Source organism: Cypionkella sp. (assembly GCF_028290025.1).
Taxonomy (GTDB): domain Bacteria; phylum Pseudomonadota; class Alphaproteobacteria; order Rhodobacterales; family Rhodobacteraceae; genus Cypionkella.
Window position 1 is genome coordinate 1 of the sequence record NZ_JAQGKQ010000018.1, and the last position, 16630, is coordinate 16630.

The 16630-nt window shown below is 57.8% G+C and carries 16 protein-coding genes and 1 pseudogene; 7 read left to right on the forward strand and 10 right to left on the reverse strand.

Annotated elements, in window-relative coordinates:
• Together JWS10_RS02345 and JWS10_RS02350 are read left to right on the forward strand one after the other, a co-directional pair.
• Positions 1-175 (forward strand): annotated as a pseudogene (locus JWS10_RS02345) (IS3 family transposase); the annotation flags it as partial.
• Between the two features lie 127 nt (positions 176-302).
• Positions 303-758 carry a tetratricopeptide repeat protein gene (locus tag JWS10_RS02350; RefSeq protein WP_299504369.1) on the forward strand — a complete coding sequence of 152 codons (456 nt, stop codon included), beginning with the start codon at positions 303-305 and terminating at the stop codon, positions 756-758.
• 25 nt (positions 759-783) lie between these two features.
• Here the strand turns inward: JWS10_RS02350 and JWS10_RS02355 are convergent, their stop codons facing one another.
• Positions 784-1380, reverse strand: coding sequence for a cupin domain-containing protein (locus JWS10_RS02355; protein ID WP_299504371.1), 597 nt, complete (start codon positions 1378-1380; stop codon positions 784-786).
• 89 nt (positions 1381-1469) lie between these two features.
• Here JWS10_RS02355 and JWS10_RS02360 point away from each other — a divergent pair, with 89 nt between their 5' ends.
• Positions 1470-3422 carry an FAD-dependent oxidoreductase gene (locus tag JWS10_RS02360; protein WP_299504373.1) on the forward strand — a complete coding sequence of 651 codons (1953 nt, stop codon included), beginning with the start codon at positions 1470-1472 and terminating at the stop codon, positions 3420-3422.
• Positions 3423-3551: 129 nt separating this feature from the next.
• Here JWS10_RS02360 and JWS10_RS02365 read toward each other — a convergent pair whose 3' ends face one another.
• The 3 genes from JWS10_RS02365 to JWS10_RS02375 all read right to left on the reverse strand — a co-directional run bounded on the left by JWS10_RS02365 (position 3552) and on the right by JWS10_RS02375 (position 7140).
• The gene (locus JWS10_RS02365) at positions 3552-4574 is read right to left on the reverse strand and encodes an aspartate-semialdehyde dehydrogenase (RefSeq protein ID WP_299476770.1); all 1023 of its coding nucleotides are present in this window, start codon (positions 4572-4574) and stop codon (positions 3552-3554) included.
• Positions 4575-4664: 90 nt separating this feature from the next.
• Complete coding sequence (locus JWS10_RS02370; RefSeq protein WP_299504375.1) at positions 4665-5855, reverse strand: MFS transporter; 1191 nt, start codon at positions 5853-5855, stop codon at positions 4665-4667.
• A gap of 40 nt (positions 5856-5895) precedes the next feature.
• On the reverse strand, positions 5896-7140 hold the full coding sequence (locus tag JWS10_RS02375; protein ID WP_299504377.1) for an MFS transporter: 1245 nt from the start codon (positions 7138-7140) through the stop codon (positions 5896-5898).
• A gap of 144 nt (positions 7141-7284) precedes the next feature.
• On the opposite strand from JWS10_RS02375, the gene JWS10_RS02380 reads away from it, so the two are divergent.
• Entirely contained in the window at positions 7285-8889 is a 1605-nt protein-coding gene (locus tag JWS10_RS02380; protein ID WP_299504380.1) for an alpha-amylase family glycosyl hydrolase, read from the forward strand.
• A 36-nt stretch (positions 8890-8925) separates the two neighbouring features.
• Here the strand turns inward: JWS10_RS02380 and JWS10_RS02385 are convergent, their stop codons facing one another.
• The 3 genes from JWS10_RS02385 to JWS10_RS02395 are packed head-to-tail and all read right to left on the reverse strand — an operon-like array spanning position 8926 to position 11281.
• Positions 8926-9780, reverse strand: a complete 855-nt coding sequence (locus JWS10_RS02385; protein WP_299504383.1) for an SMP-30/gluconolactonase/LRE family protein — start codon at positions 9778-9780, stop codon at positions 8926-8928.
• The gene (locus JWS10_RS02390) at positions 9777-10382 is read right to left on the reverse strand and encodes a 2-dehydro-3-deoxy-6-phosphogalactonate aldolase (protein WP_299504385.1); all 606 of its coding nucleotides are present in this window, start codon (positions 10380-10382) and stop codon (positions 9777-9779) included. Before JWS10_RS02390 ends, JWS10_RS02385 begins: the two co-directional genes overlap by 4 nt.
• Complete coding sequence (locus tag JWS10_RS02395) at positions 10379-11281, reverse strand: 2-dehydro-3-deoxygalactonokinase (protein ID WP_299504388.1); 903 nt, start codon at positions 11279-11281, stop codon at positions 10379-10381. The genes JWS10_RS02390 and JWS10_RS02395 overlap by 4 nt, the downstream gene beginning before the upstream one ends.
• An 86-nt stretch (positions 11282-11367) precedes the next feature.
• Here JWS10_RS02395 and JWS10_RS02400 point away from each other — a divergent pair, with 86 nt between their 5' ends.
• On the forward strand, positions 11368-12171 hold the full coding sequence (locus JWS10_RS02400; protein ID WP_299504391.1) for an IclR family transcriptional regulator: 804 nt from the start codon (positions 11368-11370) through the stop codon (positions 12169-12171).
• On the opposite strand, the gene JWS10_RS02405 is transcribed toward JWS10_RS02400, so the two are convergent.
• The gene (locus tag JWS10_RS02405; protein ID WP_299504394.1) at positions 12156-13058 is read right to left on the reverse strand and encodes a rhodanese-related sulfurtransferase; all 903 of its coding nucleotides are present in this window, start codon (positions 13056-13058) and stop codon (positions 12156-12158) included. The two genes, JWS10_RS02400 and JWS10_RS02405, sit on opposite strands and share 16 nt — an antisense overlap.
• A gap of 111 nt (positions 13059-13169) precedes the next feature.
• On the opposite strand from JWS10_RS02405, the gene pncA reads away from it, so the two are divergent.
• Both pncA and pncB read left to right on the forward strand, forming a co-directional pair.
• The gene (gene pncA / locus JWS10_RS02410; RefSeq protein ID WP_299504397.1) at positions 13170-13778 is read left to right on the forward strand and encodes a bifunctional nicotinamidase/pyrazinamidase; all 609 of its coding nucleotides are present in this window, start codon (positions 13170-13172) and stop codon (positions 13776-13778) included.
• A 109-nt stretch (positions 13779-13887) separates the two neighbouring features.
• Positions 13888-15180 carry a nicotinate phosphoribosyltransferase gene (gene pncB / locus JWS10_RS02415; RefSeq protein WP_299504400.1) on the forward strand — a complete coding sequence of 431 codons (1293 nt, stop codon included), beginning with the start codon at positions 13888-13890 and terminating at the stop codon, positions 15178-15180.
• Here pncB and JWS10_RS02420 read toward each other — a convergent pair.
• Positions 15177-16115: a phosphotransferase gene (locus tag JWS10_RS02420; protein WP_299504403.1), complete on the reverse strand. Its 939-nt coding sequence runs from the start codon at positions 16113-16115 to the stop codon at positions 15177-15179. The genes pncB and JWS10_RS02420 overlap by 4 nt on opposite strands.
• Positions 16112-16534, reverse strand: coding sequence for an alternative ribosome rescue aminoacyl-tRNA hydrolase ArfB (gene arfB / locus JWS10_RS02425; protein ID WP_299476738.1), 423 nt, complete (start codon positions 16532-16534; stop codon positions 16112-16114). The genes JWS10_RS02420 and arfB overlap by 4 nt, the downstream gene beginning before the upstream one ends.
• Positions 16535-16630 lie beyond the last annotated feature (96 nt).

Here is a 16630-nt window from a genome sequence, read left to right on the forward strand (position 1 = left end):
AGGTCATCCACCGTCGCGGCCCCTGGCGCAGCTTTGAGGCCGTCGAATACGCCATATTGGAATGGGTCGACTGGTTCAACAACCGCCGCCTGCTTGAACCCATCGGGAATATCCCGCCCACAGAAGCGAGGCCAATTTCCATGCAGCTCTGGAAATTGAAGCCATGGCCGCATAACTAACGTCAATCAGCCTCCGGCAAACTCGGCGCGGTTCATTTGGCTTAATTTTGCCATCTCACGTAGGCTTGATCCTGCGAAACGGTCGAATCGGCTAGCGTGCTCATGTCAAAGGGAGAAGCCAACATGCCCCATATCCTGTCTTTCGTGCTGATCGGCCTGTTTGGCCTGCTGTCGATGGCGCTTGATCCGTTGATGGCCGCTGGCACCGAAGAAAGCTCCGAGGCTGACCCGGCCCCCACCTATACAGAGGCGAAAGCCAAGATCGCTGCCGAGGATTACGCGGGCGCGTTGCCTCTGCTCGATCAACTCACCAAAGATCAACCCGAGAACGCCGATGCGTGGAACCTGCGCGGCTATGCCAACCGCAAGCTGGGCAATATGGACGTCGCTGCGGTGTCCTATACCACGGCGCTAAAACTCAACCCCGGCCATCTCGGCGCGCTGGAATATCAGGGTGAGCTGTATCTCGAACTCGGTCAAACAGATGCTGCGATGAGCAATCTCAAGACCTTGCAAGGTCTTTGCGGTGATTGCGAGGAGGCCAATGAGCTGGCCGAAGCGATTGGTGTGAAAAGTTAACCTGTATGCGTCCGCTGGACTGCCGTTAAAAACTCGGCGGACTGATCGCCCATAGCACCACCGCCTCATCCGGGCCCGGATTGCGATAGCGGTGCGGCTCGCTTGAGGAATAGCTACAGGTATCGCCCGCCTGCAACAGAAAATGCCGCGCGCCGATCCAGAACTCCAATTGGCCTTGCAGCACGAACCCCACCTCGTCACCCTCATGCGTGTAAAATTGCTCGCTTTCGGTCCCCGCTGGCATCCGCGTGTAGATCATCTCCACCTGCAAACTCAGCTTTGGCGTCAGCAATTCATCGACGATGCCGCCCGCGTAGCGCAGGCTCAGCCGATTGTTGCGCCTAATCACATAGCCGCGCTCATCATCCGGCACCGGCACTTCGCCAGCAAAAAACCACTGGACAGTCACCCCTAAACCTTTGGCAATATTCACCAATGCCGGAATCGACGGTGACGCCAGATTGCGTTCCAACTGACTAATATAGCCAATCGACAGCCCTGCAGCCTCGGCCAGTTGCGCCAAAGTCAGACCGCGACGCTTACGCAAACCGCGCATCCGCTCACCTAGAAAACCCGCAGGGTCGTTCACTTCTTCCATCGCCAAACCATGCACAACCTGCACAATAATCGCAAGATTATTTGCCCATAGTAAAAATATCTTCCACTTTTTTACTACTATGTTACCAAGGCCAATCAAGCCCGGGGGCCACCATGACCATGTTTCCGCATCTGTTCGCGCCGCTCATGCTGCGCCGCACCCAAATCAAAAACCGCATCATGTCCACCGGCCATGACACCACGATGCCGACAGATGGCACGGTTAATCCGGCGCTGATCGCCTACCATCGCGCCCGCGCTAAAGGCGGCGTTGGCCTGATCATCACGCAGGTTGCCGGAGTGCATGAGACCGCCCGCTACACCTCGCATCTGCTGATGGCGACGACGGACGATTGCATCCCCGGCTACACCGCGCTGGCCGAAGCGGTTCATGCCGAAGGCACGGTGATCCTAAGCCAACTGTTCCATCCGGGGCGTGAGATTATGGAAAGCGCCGATGGCCTGCTCGCCGTCGCCTACGCGCCTTCCGCCGTGCCGAATGAGCGTTTCCATGTGATGCCACGCCCGTTAAGCCTTGCGATGATTGAGGAAATTATCGCAGGCTATGCCTCTGCCGCCAAACGTCTGCACACTGCGGGGTTTGATGGCGTAGAGGTTGTCGCCTCGCATGGCTATCTGCCCGCGCAGTTTCTTAACCCTCGGGTCAACCTGCGGAACGATGATTTCGGCGGCACCGATGCCAAGCGCCAGCACTTCTTAACCCGCGTTCTCGCCGCTGTTCGTGCGGCCACCGATGATGATTTCATCATTGGCCTGCGCATCTCAGCAGGCGAGCGGGACGATGAGGGGCTCACTTTGCCAGAGGCCCTGAACGCTTGCAAAGCACTGGAACCCGCGCTCGATTTCGTCAACGTGACGACGGGCACTTCTGCTTCGGTCGGCGGTGCCGTGCATATCGCGGCACCGATGGCGTTTGCGGCGGGCTATTTCGCCGCTGATGCCAGCGTGTTTCGTAAGGCGCTGAAAATCCCGGTGTTTGTCGCGGGTCGCATCAACCAACCGCAAGAAGCCGAAGCGATTATCGCCTCGGGCAAGGCGGATGTCTGCGGCATGACTCGCGCGCTGATTTGCGACCCGAAAATGCCTGCAAAGGCCGAAATTGGAGCGGTCGAGGATATCCGCGCCTGCATCGCCTGCAATCAGGCGTGCATCGGGCATTTCCATCGCGGCCTGCCGATTTCCTGCATCCAGCATCCCGAAACCGGGCGCGAATTGACCTATGGCAACCTGACACTGGCGCCAAAGCGCAAGAAGGTCATGGTGATCGGCGGCGGTCCGGCCGGGATGAAGGCCGCGATTACGGCTGCCAAACGGGGCCATGATGTGACGGTGTATGAGGCCGCAAGCCAGCTCGGCGGGCAGGCATTGCTGGCGCAACTGCTGCCGAAACGCGCCGAGTTTGGCGGTATTATCACCAACCTGTCGCGCGAGATGGAACTGGCGCAAGTAAAGGTGCGGCGCGGGGTGACGGTCACGGCGGCGTTGGTGCAGGCCGAAGCACCCGACAGCGTGATCCTCGCCACGGGTGCGCGCCCGCATGTGCCAGACCTGCCGACCGATGGCCAAATCCAGATCGTCACCGCATGGCAAGTCCTGCGGCGAGAGGTGAAACTCGGTGCGAAGGTGGTGGTCGCCGATTGGCGCTGCGATTGGATCGCGCCGGGGATCGCCGAGATGGCGGCGCGGGATGGCGCGCAGGTGACGTTGGCGGTGAACGGTCTGCATCCCGGCGAAAGCCTGCCGCTGTATGTGCGCGATACCATGGCCGCCGATCTCCACCGTTTGCAAATTGACGTGCGCCCCTATGCGCGGCTGTTTGGCACCGCCGAGGATACGGTTTACCTGCAACACACCCCAAGCGGCGACGCGATGGAGGTTTCCGGGGTGGATACCTTGGTGCTCAGCCTCGGTCATATCCCGGTGGACGGCTTGGCGTCAGAGCTAGAAGCGTTGGGGATTGCCGTTACGCAGATCGGTGATTGCCTCGCCCCGCGCACGGCAGAGGAAGCGATTTACGATGGCTTGAAAGCAGGCGTGGCGGCTTGAAATCGTTAGGGTCTCGTTAACCAAAACGGCAACCGCTCAGATTTCGTCAATGAAAACAAAGCTCCCAAGTTGGGAGCCCAAAAAAGCCCTGCCAATCGGCAGGGCTTTTTCAATTCCAACTCGGACCAATCAGCCCTTTTTCAGATACTTACTACCGAGCAATTCCGCGATCTGAACCGCATTCAAAGCCGCCCCTTTGCGCAGATTGTCCGAGACGCACCACAGATTGATGCCGTTATCAATCGTGCTGTCCTGCCGGATGCGAGAGATATAGGTCGCGTAATCACCCACACACTCAATCGGAGTGATGTAGCCGCCATCTTCGCGTTTATCGATCACCATGATGCCGGGAGACTCGCGCAGAATATCGCGGGCTTCATGCTCGTCGAGGAAATCCTCAAACTCGATGTTGATCGATTCCGAGTGGCCGACGAAAACCGGAACCCGCACGCAAGTCGCGGTGATTTTGATGTTCTTGTCGAGGATCTTCTTGGTCTCGGCGACCATCTTCCATTCTTCTTTGGTGGAGCCGTCATCCAAGAACACATCAATATGCGGGATCACATTGAAGGCGATTTGCTTGGTGAACTTAGAAGGCCGCACTTCCTTACCGGGAACATAAAGCCCCTTGGTCTGATCCCAAAGCTCGTCAATGCCCTCTTTGCCCGCGCCCGACACCGACTGATAGGTAGAGACAACCACCCGCTTGATCCGCGCGCGATCATGCAGCGGCTTCAAAGCCACCACCATCTGCGCGGTAGAGCAGTTCGGGTTGGCGATGATCATCTTGTTCTTATAGCCAGCAATCGCGTCGGCATTCACTTCCGGCACGATCAAAGGCACCGCAGGATCGTAGCGATAGAGCGACGAATTGTCGATCACGACGCAACCCGCAGCCGCAGCTTTCGGCGCGTATATTTTGGTCGCATCCGACCCCACGGCGAACAAAGCGATGTCCCAGCCGGTGAAGTCGAAGGTGTCGAGATCCTTGGTCTTCAGGGTCTTGTCGCCAAAGCTGATTTCAGTGCCCAGCGACTTACGCGATGCCAAAGCGGCAATCTCGTCAATCGGGAACTCGCGCTCGGCGAGGATGTTCAGCATTTCGCGGCCCACGTTACCCGTGGCACCCGCGACGACGACCTTATAGCCCATCGGGGTCTCCTAGAATTCTGCCTTTGACCGTCAAAGACGAGGCCTGTTAGCGCATGGGGCGACGAGGGGGAAGCGCAAAACGTGAAGCGATCAGTTGGCGCGGTCTTTGGAGAACAGATATACCAGCAAACCGGCGGTGAGCAGGACGGCGTATAGCGCGAATAGCGCGGCGTAGGGTGTGCTGGGTGGGGCACTGTTTAGGCCCGCGCCGGTGGGGGTCAGCGCATGATGCAGCCGACCGGTGATAATTTGCATTATCCCGGCCACGCTGATGCCGAAGAAATTGATCAGCGTCACACCGCGCCCGACAAGATGCGGCGGCAGAAAAGCCCGGCCATGCGCCATTACCATGGGAAAGGATGCGCCGAAGAACCCAACGCCTGCGAGCAGCACAATCGGCGTGATGCCGGGGGCGGCAGGATAAGCGTAAAGCCCGAGCAAGCAGGCCACGGCCAGCACATTGCCACCAAAGATCAGCCATTTGAGGCTGCCGAGCAGGCGATCCAGCGGGCCGTAAGCGAAATTGCCCGCTACCATCGCCAGCCCCATGACCAGCGTCACCAGACCAATCCGCTCGGCATCGGCATGAAATACGTCGGTCATATACGGGCCGACCCAAAGGCCGCGCAAACCGGCAGCGGGGGCATAACACGCGGCCATCATGATCAGGATCGGCCACAGCACCGGCATCCGCAAAAGATCAAGCAGCGAGCCTTTGCTGGTGTGCACCACCTGCTCGGGGTCACGCACCAATGTCCAAATCGCGGCGGCGGTGATGAATGTGAGCCCGCTAAGCCCCCACATCGCGCCACGCCAACCGATTGCTTCAACTGCCAAGGATAGCGGAAGCGAGGCCGCGATATTGCCGAGCGAGCCTATGCCAATCGCGACGCCCGCCAAGGTGCTGAACATGGCTGGAGAAAAGCTGCGGGCGAAGATGTAGTAGGCCGCCATCAGCACGGGCGCGCAGCCGATGCCGATTAGCACCATTGCAACGTTGATCGCAGCTGGGCCGGTTGCCAGCGCAAATATCGCAGCGCCGACTCCGCCGATGCTGAGCAACCCGGCGGCGGTCAGCCTTGGTCCGACCCGATCCAAAGCCACCCCTACCGGAATTTGCATCAGCGCGAAGGCTAAAAACCACAGCCCTGAAGCCGAGGCCAGGTTTTCGGCAGTTGCGCCAATATCTACCGCCAACACCGGCGACAGAACGGCCAGAAAGGCGCGATAGAACTGGCTCAGCACATATGCCACCACGAGCGCGGCTATCCCGGGACGCATGAAATCTCCTTAATATCTGGCAGTGATCGGTTCGAAGCCGTCAAGCGGGCTGCGCCATCAGAGGTTTCTCGCGGATCGGCAAATGTACGATGGCCGAGAACGCGCCGACGCCAACTCCGATCCACCAAACCAAGGTGTAATCACCTGTGATGTCATACATTTTTCCGCCAAGCCAAACGCCCAAGAAGCTGCCGATTTGGTGGCTTAGGAATACCACGCCATACAGCGTGCCCATATAGCGCAGCCCGTAGATATGCGCGACAAGGCCGGAGGTGAGCGGCACGGTAGCCAGCCACAAGCTACCCATCACCAGCGAGAATACCAGCACGCTGGCAGGGGTCATTGGCAGCATGATGAAGAGCGCAGAAGCCACGGTGCGGGCGACGTAGATGCCCGACAGCAGGTATTTTTTGGTATAACGCTTGCCCAGCCAGCCCGACAAAACGCTGCCGACAATGTTCGCCAAGCCGATCACCGAAATCGCAATCGCGCCGAGGATGGACGTTGTGGTGATGCCGATGCCTGCTAGCAGGCCAGAAGGGTCGATTGCGCCGCATTTCTCGGTGATAAAGGCGGGGAAGTGGGCGGTGATGAAGCCGAGTTGATAGCCACACGAGAAGAAGCCGACAAAAATCATGGTGAACGACGGGTCTTTGAAGGCGCGTTTCAGGACTGTGCCGAGCGATTCATCCAGCTCATGTTTGGTGGCGATGGTCGGGGAGCGTAGGAAGGGTAACGCGAACAGGGCGCATAGGATGACCACGGCGAAGATCATGAATACCGTTTGCCAGTGGTAATGTTGCAGTAGGATTTGTGCGGCTGGTGCGCCGAAGACTTGGCCTGCCGAACCTGCGGCGGTGGCGATGCCCAAAGCCAACGAGCGGTTTTCGGGTTTGGCCGCGCGACCGACTATGGCAAGGATCACGCCAAAGCCTGTGCCTGCGATGCCAAAACCCACTAAAACTTCAAGCAGTTGCATCTGGCCGGGTGTGACGGCGTAGCTCGATAGCACCAAACCCAGCGCGTATAGAATTGCACCTGCGATGATCGCGCGGCGGTCGCCAAAGCGTTCGGCCAACGCGCCAAATATCGGCTGACCGAAGCCCCATGCGAGGTTCTGGATGGCGATGGCCATTGAGAATTCAGAGCGCGCCCAGCCAAATTCGGCGGCAATCGGGATTTGGAACACACCGAAGCTGGCCCGAATAGCGAAGCCGAGCATCAAGATTATGCTGCCAGCAATCAAAATTGGGCTGAAGATGGAGGATTTCGAGGTCTGGATCATGGCGCTGCTCCTGCTGCACGCAACCGTTAGCGCAAGGCCAAGCAGCGTCAACGGCAGAATTGTGCGGACACAAGGGCCGGCAGCCTGTCCAACCGATTCAAAGCGGTTTAGGCTTCGCACAAGTGCATCTATTGGAGGCGTGATATGGCGGAATGGTGGCGTGGTTCGGTGACCTATCAGGTCTATCCCCGGTCGTTTCAGGATGACAACGGCGACGGGGTCGGCGATCTAAAAGGTATCACCCGGCGCTTGGATCATATTGCCAATCTGGGCTGCGATGCGGTGTGGCTGTCGCCGTTTTTCACCTCACCCATGCTCGATATGGGATATGACGTGGCCGATTACACCAATGTCGATCCGGTGTTCGGCACGCTTGCGGATTTTGACGCGTTGGTGACGCGGGCGCATGATCTGGGTCTGAAAGTGATCATTGATCAGGTGATGAACCATTGCTCGGATAAGCACGCGTTCTTTGCGGAAAGCCGTAAGAGTCGCGATAATGACAAGTCGGACTGGTATATCTGGGTCGATCCGCGCCCCGATGGCACGCCGCCGTGCAACTGGCTTTCGGTATTCGGAGGTCCTGCGTTTACTTGGGATGCACGGCGCAAACAATATTACATGCACTCGTTTTTGCCGCAGCAGCCCGACTTCAATTATCGCAATCCGGCCGTCGCAGAATATATGGAGAGCGTCCTGCGATTTTGGTTAGACCGGGGCGTTGATGGCTTCCGCTTTGACACGGTGAACTACTTCTACAAAGACGCGCTGTTCCGCAACGATGCTGCGGACTTTCGGATCAAGACCAAGCCCGACGGCAACCCCTATGAAATGCAATATCATTTGTTTTCAAAGGGCCAGCCGGAAAACTTGGCTTGGATGGAGCGGATCAGGCGGGTGATCGACGAATACACCGATCGCTCCACCGTTGGCGAAATGGGTGAGGCGCATCACGCCATCCGCATGATGGGGGATTACACTGCTCCGGGTCGACTGCATCAGTGCTATTCGTTTGAGATGATGGGCTATGATTACTCGGCGGCGTTTTTCCGGGGCAAGATCGAGGAGTTTTTCACTGGCGCGCCGAATGGTTGGCCAATGTGGGCGTTTTCCAACCATGACGTCGTGCGGCAGGCGACGCGTTGGGCCGAGCATGGCGTCTCACAAGATGCCTTGGCGCGACAGGCGGGGGCGTTGTTGCTGTCTTTTCAGGGCTCGATCTGTTTGTGGCAGGGTGAGGAACTTGGTCAAACTGATACCGAACTGATGTTCGATGAATTGACCGATCCGCAGGGGATTAATTTTTGGCCGGAGCCGGTGGGGCGGGATAATACTCGGACGCCAATGGTTTGGGATGCCTCATTGAACGGTGGGTTCTCGGCGGGGACGCCGTGGTTGCCAGTAAAAGCGCCGCAGCTGGCGCGGAATGTGGCGTCGCAGGTTGGGGTGGCCGGGTCGGTGCTGGAAACCTATCGCGCGATGCTGGCCTATCGGCGAGGGTCGGCGGCGCTGATTGAAGGGGCTACGCATTTCTTCCATGTGCCCGAGCCGATTTTAGCGTTTACCCGTGGGGACACGTTGCTGTGTGTGTTCAATCTGTCGCGCGATGCGGTGTCGGTTGTGGTAGAGGGCGCTGCCGGGCTGGAGGGGCCATCTCAGGACGCGGCTTTAGACGGCGTACAGTTGGCTTTGGGCCCTAATGGCTTTGCTTTTTTGACTGTAGAGGGGCGGCTTTCTGTGCGGGCGTGATTGCGAGGCTTCATCATAACCGGCAACGCTGAGAGATTAGCCTATTATGACCTGATGTTCATATTGGCCTCTTGATGCACCCTCGATCACGAAAGTCGCGCCCGAAAGCGGTGCGGCTTGCAGCGCTGCGGCATCCAGATTTTTGCGGGCTGAGGTGACAACAAGTGCCGAAAGTTGCGGGCCCGCGAAGGCAGGACAAGTGGTTTGTGGCGCATCGACGCCAATCGCACGCAGGAAATTTCCTTGAGTATCATAGGCGGCAACACGAGACGCGCCCCATTGGGCAAGCCACATCACGCCATTGGCATCGATCACGGCACCGTCGGGGTAATGTCCTTCAGACGCGAGGTCTAGGAAAACTTCTGGGGTGCCATTGGGCCAGCCTTCTGCATCGAGCCTGACCTTCATCACCTTTTGCGTGACCGTATCAGCGTAATGCGCGAAGCCACCACCGGGAGGAAAGCAGATGGCATTGGGAATAGATATGCCGCTGAAAAGCTTTCGCAATTCGCCGCGATAGTAGCGGTAAATTGCGCCTGCGCCAATCGCCTCATCCTTCGCCATCGTGCCGATCCAGAAACCGCCATTAGGGTCAGCACGACCATCATTGGGACGATTTTTCGGCTTGTCTTGTTCCAGCAAACAGAGGGTTTCCACCTCCTCGGTCTCTAAATCGAACAGGAACAGATCACGTTCGCCCGCGATCAGCAGCACATCATCGCTGACCCAACCTGCCGCCGAGACAATTTCGGGGAAGCGCCATTCGCGTGGGCCGTCACGGTCCTGCGAAAGCAGTTTCTGATTGTTGATATCAAACCAGAACATTTGTTCACGAATGGGATGCCAGAGCGGCCCTTCACCCAGTTCACACAGGCGTGGATCGAAAATCATGCGCTGGCCGCGTCGTAGGCAGCGACAATCACGCGGGCTTTTTCTGCGACTTCTCCAGCCGATAGCCCGGGGGTGTAAAGCGCCGTGCCGATGCCGAAACCTGTAGCGCCTGCTTTGATCCATTCGCCGAAGTTGGATGCCCCGGCCCCGCCAACAGCATAAACCTCGCATGATTTTGGAAGTACAGCCCGCATGGCTTTCAGACCATCGGGGCCGACCAGATTGGCTGGGAATATCTTCAAGCCATCCGCACCGGCGGCTAGGGCGGCAAAGCATTCGGTGGGGGTCATTACGCCCGGCCAGCTCGCCATGCCTGCCGCTTTGGTAGCGCGGATTACATCGGGATTGCAGTTTGGTGAGACGATCAAGCGACCGCCAGCGGCTGCAACAGCAGCTACATCTGCAACGGTCAGCACGGTGCCTGCCCCGATTTCCGCCTGCAATCCCAGTGCTTTAACCATCGCGGCAATCGACTGCATTGGTTTTGGCGAGTTCAACGGCACCTCAATCCGAGTGATGCCTGCGGCAATCAGCGCCTCGGCCACCGGGATGGCTTCGGCCAAAGTGATTCCGCGCAATATCGCGATCAAAGGACGGGTCATGGCTTGGCTTTCTGCAAAACGCCGCGCGCTGCGGCAAGACCCGCAAGCGTGCAGGCAGTGGCGTCTAAAGTTTCGGATGCCGCGCCTTGTTCTGTGAGGGCGAGGCCGTAGCGGGCGGATAGGGCCTCGGCACCAATCAAGGCGATGCGTTGGCCCAACCAGTATGGCTTGGCAGCGGCGAGTTCCAGTCCGATCAACATACCGGATAAACGTGATCGGGCCGCAGCGGGCGGCAATGTCGTAAGTAGCCCCTCGGCTCGCAACGTGAACAGGCGTGCGGAAATACGCTCTGGACGCTCAATTGCGTCACTCACGCCTTGCGCAAAACTTGCTTCGTCGCTGCCTTCGCCGCCCATGCCATGCCGCAGTACTGAATGTTGCGACAGCAGCGCGAACATCTCACCCGTCATAAAGGTCTGGAATGAGATCACTTCCCCCGCGGAGACATGCACCCATTTGGAATGTGTACCGGGCAGGCAAAATACCCCGTCGAAGCCGGGGAGCAGGGCAAGGGCGCCAGCGACCTGAGTTTCTTCGCCGCGCATCACGTCGGCGGGTTTGGCTTGGGATAGGCCCGGTGCGATCATCATGCGAATGCGCTGGTCCGTGGTGGGGACGGGCATCAATTCGCCTGACACAATCGGCGTGCAAGGGGTGCTGCGGTAAGGCGCTTCGTGCCAGCCTTCCCTCGCGCCGACCATGCCGCAGGCGATCACGGGGATGACACCGCTACCCAGCCAGGGTTCAATCAGGCGCAAAAGGGCCGGCTCAAACTCGGCCTTGGCCAACTTACCCATGCCATCATCTGAGCTTCCCGAGGCTATCGCGCCGTCCGGCCCCATCGCCCAAGCCCGCACGTTCGAAGAGCCCCAATCAACGGCGATCCAATCTGGTGTCACTGAGCAGGTTCCATTATTTGAAACTAAGTCTTGCATAATGGGAACTATGCGACCTAGGCTCTGCCCTGTCAATTGCTGAGGCACGGATGAACGATATTCAACAGGATGGTACCGTCGGTAAGGCGCTTGATGTGCTTGAAATGGTGGCGGCGCTGGCCCCGATCCGGTTCAGCGATTTGATGGCGCGGGGCAGCTATCCGAAGGCGACGCTATATCGTCTGCTGCAAACTTTGACACATCAGGGAATGCTGTCATATGACGAGGATCGCGGCAGCTACAGCTTGGGGCTAAGGCTCGTTCGGCTTGCACACGGCGCTTGGTCTCAAAGTTCGCTCGCCCCATTGGCGCGACCTGCTTTGGATGAGTTGGCGCGCGTCACCGGAGAGACCGTACATCTGGCGCAGATGGATCAGGGCCAAGTGCTGTATGTGGATAAGCGCAACGCCGCGCGGCCAGTCGAGATGTTCTCCCAGGCAGGCAAGGTTGGTCCCGCTTACTGCACCGGAGTTGGCAAAGCGATGCTAGCGTTCTTGCCGGAAACGGCGCTGTTCGACGCGCTGGCGCGGCAGTCGTTTCACCGATTCACAGCGCTTACGTTAGACAATCCGAGCAAGCTTACGGCGGAGTTGATTGCGATTCGCGGGCGCGGCCATGCTTATGACCAAGAAGAACATGAAGCTGGCATTATCTGCGTTGCCGTGCCGATTCTTGCCCGCTCGGGTCGGGTGATTGGTGCGATTTCGGTGACTTCGACAACGGCGCGCAATAGTTTGTCGGCGCTTGAGGCTCATTTGGGCGCATTGAAGCAAACTGCCGCTAAAATCGCAGCGCAGGCGGAAAGCTGGCAATTTCCTGAAGCGGCCGCAACGGTAGTTTATTCCGAAACCTGAGCTTTGCTCCGTGCGCCCGCTAAATCCAACTGCCGCTGACGTTCCCGAAAACGGTTGCGATCTGTTTCGGAGTATTCTGCGGCGCAGTGATGGCAGCAAGCACCGCGTTCATACTCTGAACGTTGTTTATCCACTGCAGAGATTGGCCGACCGCAAGCGTGGCAGGTATCGTAATCACCGGGAACAAGCCCATGACCGACCGAGACGCGACCATCGAACACGTAACATTCGCCGTCCCACATAGAGGTTTCGGCGGGCACATCCTCGAGATACTTCAGGATGCCGCCCTTAAGATGATAAACCTCGGTAACTCCCTGTCCTAACAGATAGTTTGTTGACTTTTCGCAGCGGATACCGCCCGTGCAAAACATCGCAATCCGCTTACCAAGATACTCGTCTTTGTGCGCTTCCCACCATTTTGGAAAGTCTCGAAAGGTACGAATGTCGGGATCAACCGCTCCGTGAAACGTGCCAATACCGATCTCATAATCGTTGCGGGTGTCTATCAGCGCAACGTCGGGCGAGGCGATCAGCGCGTTCCAATCTTGCGCGGCGACATACGATCCAACCCGCGCAATCGGATCAATATCCGGCTGCCCCATCGTCACGATCTCACGTTTCAGCTTCACTTTCATGCGGCCAAACGGCATTTTGGTGGCGTAGCTTTCTTTGTGCTCGAGGGCCGCGCAACCCGGAAGGGCGCGCAGATGCGCCAAGACGTTGGCAACTCCCTCGGCTGGCCCCGCAATCGTTCCGTTGATGCCTTCATTCGCTAGAAGCAGCGAACCCTTGACGTCTTGCGCTATGCAAAGCTCCGCCAACGGCCCACGCAATGCAGTCGGGTCCGGGAAACGGGTGAAGTGATAAAGCGCGGCTACTGTCAGCATACCGGCGATTTACGCCTTGCGACTGTCCAGAGCAATATCTTTAGCGGATTCAGTTTTGGTTGACCCGGTGAAAGCCGCCGCTTACCCAATGAACCTGAAGTGGAGATTGTGATGCGCCAAGCCGATGAAGCCCTAATTGTGATCGATGTGCAGAACGATTTCTGCCCCGGCGGTGCTTTGGCCGTAACCGATGGCACCTCGATCCTGCCTCAGGTCAACGCTCTGATGGCTGCGTTCAGATGTGTGGTTCTGACGCAAGACTGGCACCCAGCGGATCATTCATCATTTGCGGCCAATCATCCAAATGCCGAGGTTTTTTCGATCATCGAGATGCAGTACGGACCGCAAGTGCTGTGGCCCGTGCACTGCGTGCAAGGCAGCGAAGGTGCCGCCTTTCATCAGGATCTGCGCACTGATTTCGCGCAACTGGTTGTGCGAAAGGGGTTTGATCCCGCTATTGACAGCTATTCGGCCTTTTTTGAGAACGACCATAAAACTCCGACCGGCTTGGAAGGCTACCTCCGTGCGCGCGGGATCACGACAGTGACCGTGGTGGGGTTGGCTACTGATTTTTGCGTGGCATATTCGGCACTGGATGCGGTGAAGCTTGGATTTACGGTGACCGTGCTGGACAGTGCGTGCCGGGCGATTGACTTGAATGGCAGTCTCGCCGTCGCAAAAGCGAAATGTGTGGCCGCTGGCGTGCAGTGGTTGGCTTGAAAACTACCGAACGTTCCCATTTGCAGGGTTGGGATGCAGTCCTGCTGCGCGATCATTTTGACCTTTGCCCAGTTCATGCCGTAGAGATAACGGCAAAGGGAGGGCCGACATGGTCGATATTGCCGCGCGCGTTTGGAATCACAAATGGAAGATCGACCCGATCGTCCGCTCTCTCATCGACACTGATTTTTATAAGCTGTTGATGTGTCAATCTATTTTTAGGAACAGACCGGATACCACCGTCACTTTCAGCCTGATCAATCGCAGCAAGAACGTGCGCTTGGCTGATTTGATTGATGAAGGCGAACTCCGTGAACAGTTGGATCACGTGCGATCGCTGAGCCTGACAAGGGGCGAAAGCACTTGGCTGCGCGGCAATACGTTTTATGGCAAGCGTCAGATGTTTCGCCCGGATTTCATGGAATGGTTCGAGGGCATGCGGCTGCCTGCCTACCATCTGGAGAAGCGCGACGGCCAGTACGAACTGAACTTCGAGGGCAGCTGGCCGGAAGTGATGCTCTGGGAGATCCCGGCGCTTTCTGTGCTGATGGAGTTGCGCAGCCGCGCCGTGCTGGAAAAGCAGGGTCGGTTCGAATTGCAGGTGCTTTACGCCCGCGCGATGACCAAACTGTGGGAAAAAATCACCAAAATGCGTGAGATCGACGAACTGCGGATCGCGGATTTCGGCACCCGTCGCAGGCATTCCTTTCTGTGGCAGGATTGGGCGGTGCAAGCCATGCAAGACGGGCTGGAAAGCAAATTCATCGGCACTTCAAACTGTTTGATTGCGATGCGGCGTGAAGTCGAGGCGATTGGCACCAATGCGCACGAATTGCCTATGGTCTATGCCGCACTTACCAATTCGGACGCCGAACTGGCGCAATCGCCGTATCAATTTCTTGCAGATTGGCAGGAGGAACATGACGGCAATTTGCGGATCATCCTGCCCGATACCTTTGGCACCGCAGGGTTTCTAAAACATGCGCCGGACTGGCTTGCGTCGTGGACTGGTATTCGCATCGACAGCGGTGATCCGGCGCAGGCTGCCGAAATTGCTGTTCAGTGGTGGAAAGATCGCGGCGAAGATCCGCGCCAGAAACTGGTGATCTTTTCCGACGGGCTCGATGTGGACAAGATTGTCGAATTGCAGAGGCAATTCTTTGGGCGGGTGAAAGTTTCGTTCGGCTGGGGTACGATGCTGACCAACGATTTCCGTGGGTTAGCTCCGGATGACGGGTTGGCTCCGTTTAGCGTAGTTTGTAAAGCGGTTGCGGCAAATGGTCGTCCGACCGTTAAACTCTCTGACAATCCAAACAAAGCGATGGGTCCCCCGAAAGAGATTGAGCGCTATAAACGGGTGTTCGGAGTGGGTGAGCAGGAAGCGCAAGCGGTGGTGGTTTAAGCCATCACCCATTCTGCGCACATGACGGCTCGGGCGATATGAGACACATGGATCGGGTTATCCTGCGCCAGACGCGGCGCCGCCCAACCGACTGAAGCGCAAGTGCGGGCAAGCGTGAAAACCTCGACCATCTGGCGGTTAGCGGGCCGCGTTTGACCGTAACCCGCCATCAAAGCATCGCGGATTTGCGGGTAATCAGGTTCATACAAGTTTTGGCTTAAGGCGGTGCCAAGGTCGTATAGCCGAAACCCAAAGCCGGAGTCATCAAAGTCGATCAGCGAAAGTGCCCCTTTATTCACAAGGATATTTTCGCGCAAGACATCCGCGTGAATTGGCCCGAAATCACCACCGTTCTCCTGATGATCGCTGATCTGGTCGCGCAGAAAATCCCGAGCGCGGCATAGAGTTTCAGCTTGCCTAGGGTCGGCGGCGGGATGTTCCCAGAAACGGCCCCAGAATGGTGTCTCACCAACCAGACCATCTATGTCCCAACGTGGCCTGGTGAAATCTGCGGGCAGCGTCAGACGGTCGGTTGCAGTGTGAACATCGGCAAGCAGTGCGCCTAAAGCATAGTGACGGTTCAGCCGATCTTCAGGCGCGCAGGGCAAAGGTTTGCCAGCCTCACCAAACGCCTCGCCGTCCATCCAACCGAGGATCGAAGCATTGCGCCCACCGGACAATTTCACCAGAAAATCGCCCAAACGGCTGGGCAATGCTGCGGGAACTGCGACACCCGCACGCGCCAATGCCGCACACCACCATAGCTCTGACCGGATCGCGGCATCGTCTTGATAGCCCATGCGGTGCAAACGGAGTGCGGCGCGACCGGATGGCAAAAGCACTTCAAAGACAGCGTTCTCACGATTGCGCAGGATTCGAGTCACTTCGCCATCCCAATGGCTTACGGCCTCAGCAGCCAACGCATCAAGCGTCATTCTTCGTCGCCGGGCTTACCGCGCAGTGCTTTTACCTCACCCCGTTGCACCTTAGCTGCGACGCGGCGCAATTGGCTGCCATAGCTGGGTTTGGTGGCGATACGGCGCTTTGGGGCGATTAAGGCAGCACGAATCAAATCGGCTAGGCGTTCGCGCGCAATGTCGCGATTTCGGGCCTGACTGCGGGTGTCTTCAACTTGCAGCACCAATGCGCCTTCCAGCGTCCAACGCCGACCTGCCAATTTCTTAAGCCGTGCCTTCACGCCAGCGGTCAAATTCGGTGACCTTTCGGCCTCAAACCGCAACTCAACTGCTGTAGAAACTTTGTTGACGTTTTGTCCACCCGGGCCAGAGGCGCGTACAAAGCTTTCGCTCAGCTCCCAGTCGGCGATCGAGATGGTGTCCGTTATCCACAACATACGGCCAAACTAGCGGGCGTTGCAGAAAAGAGAAAGGGCTGCCAGCCTGTACGTGGCAACCCTTTCCGAGATCTTAGGAGATGGGCCAGTTAGGTA

Bases quoted from the DNA above. Each gene is read 5' to 3' on its own strand.
- JWS10_RS02350 (WP_299504369.1), top strand. From the start codon at position 303: ATGCCCCATATCCTGTCTTTCGTGCTGATCGGCCTGTTTGGCCTGCTG.
- JWS10_RS02360 (WP_299504373.1), top strand. From the start codon at position 1,470: ATGACCATGTTTCCGCATCTGTTCGCGCCGCTCATGCTGCGCCGCACC.
- JWS10_RS02365 (WP_299476770.1), bottom strand. From the start codon at position 4,574: ATGGGCTATAAGGTCGTCGTCGCGGGTGCCACGGGTAACGTGGGCCGC.
- JWS10_RS02370 (WP_299504375.1), bottom strand. From the start codon at position 5,855: ATGCGTCCCGGGATAGCCGCGCTCGTGGTGGCATATGTGCTGAGCCAG.
- JWS10_RS02375 (WP_299504377.1), bottom strand. From the start codon at position 7,140: ATGATCCAGACCTCGAAATCCTCCATCTTCAGCCCAATTTTGATTGCT.
- JWS10_RS02380 (WP_299504380.1), top strand. From the start codon at position 7,285: ATGGCGGAATGGTGGCGTGGTTCGGTGACCTATCAGGTCTATCCCCGG.
- JWS10_RS02385 (WP_299504383.1), bottom strand. From the start codon at position 9,780: ATGATTTTCGATCCACGCCTGTGTGAACTGGGTGAAGGGCCGCTCTGG.
- JWS10_RS02390 (WP_299504385.1), bottom strand. From the start codon at position 10,382: ATGACCCGTCCTTTGATCGCGATATTGCGCGGAATCACTTTGGCCGAA.
- JWS10_RS02400 (WP_299504391.1), top strand. From the start codon at position 11,368: ATGAACGATATTCAACAGGATGGTACCGTCGGTAAGGCGCTTGATGTG.
- JWS10_RS02405 (WP_299504394.1), bottom strand. From the start codon at position 13,058: ATGCTGACAGTAGCCGCGCTTTATCACTTCACCCGTTTCCCGGACCCG.
- pncA (WP_299504397.1), top strand. From the start codon at position 13,170: ATGCGCCAAGCCGATGAAGCCCTAATTGTGATCGATGTGCAGAACGAT.
- pncB (WP_299504400.1), top strand. From the start codon at position 13,888: ATGGTCGATATTGCCGCGCGCGTTTGGAATCACAAATGGAAGATCGAC.
- JWS10_RS02420 (WP_299504403.1), bottom strand. From the start codon at position 16,115: ATGACGCTTGATGCGTTGGCTGCTGAGGCCGTAAGCCATTGGGATGGC.
- arfB (WP_299476738.1), bottom strand. From the start codon at position 16,534: ATGTTGTGGATAACGGACACCATCTCGATCGCCGACTGGGAGCTGAGC.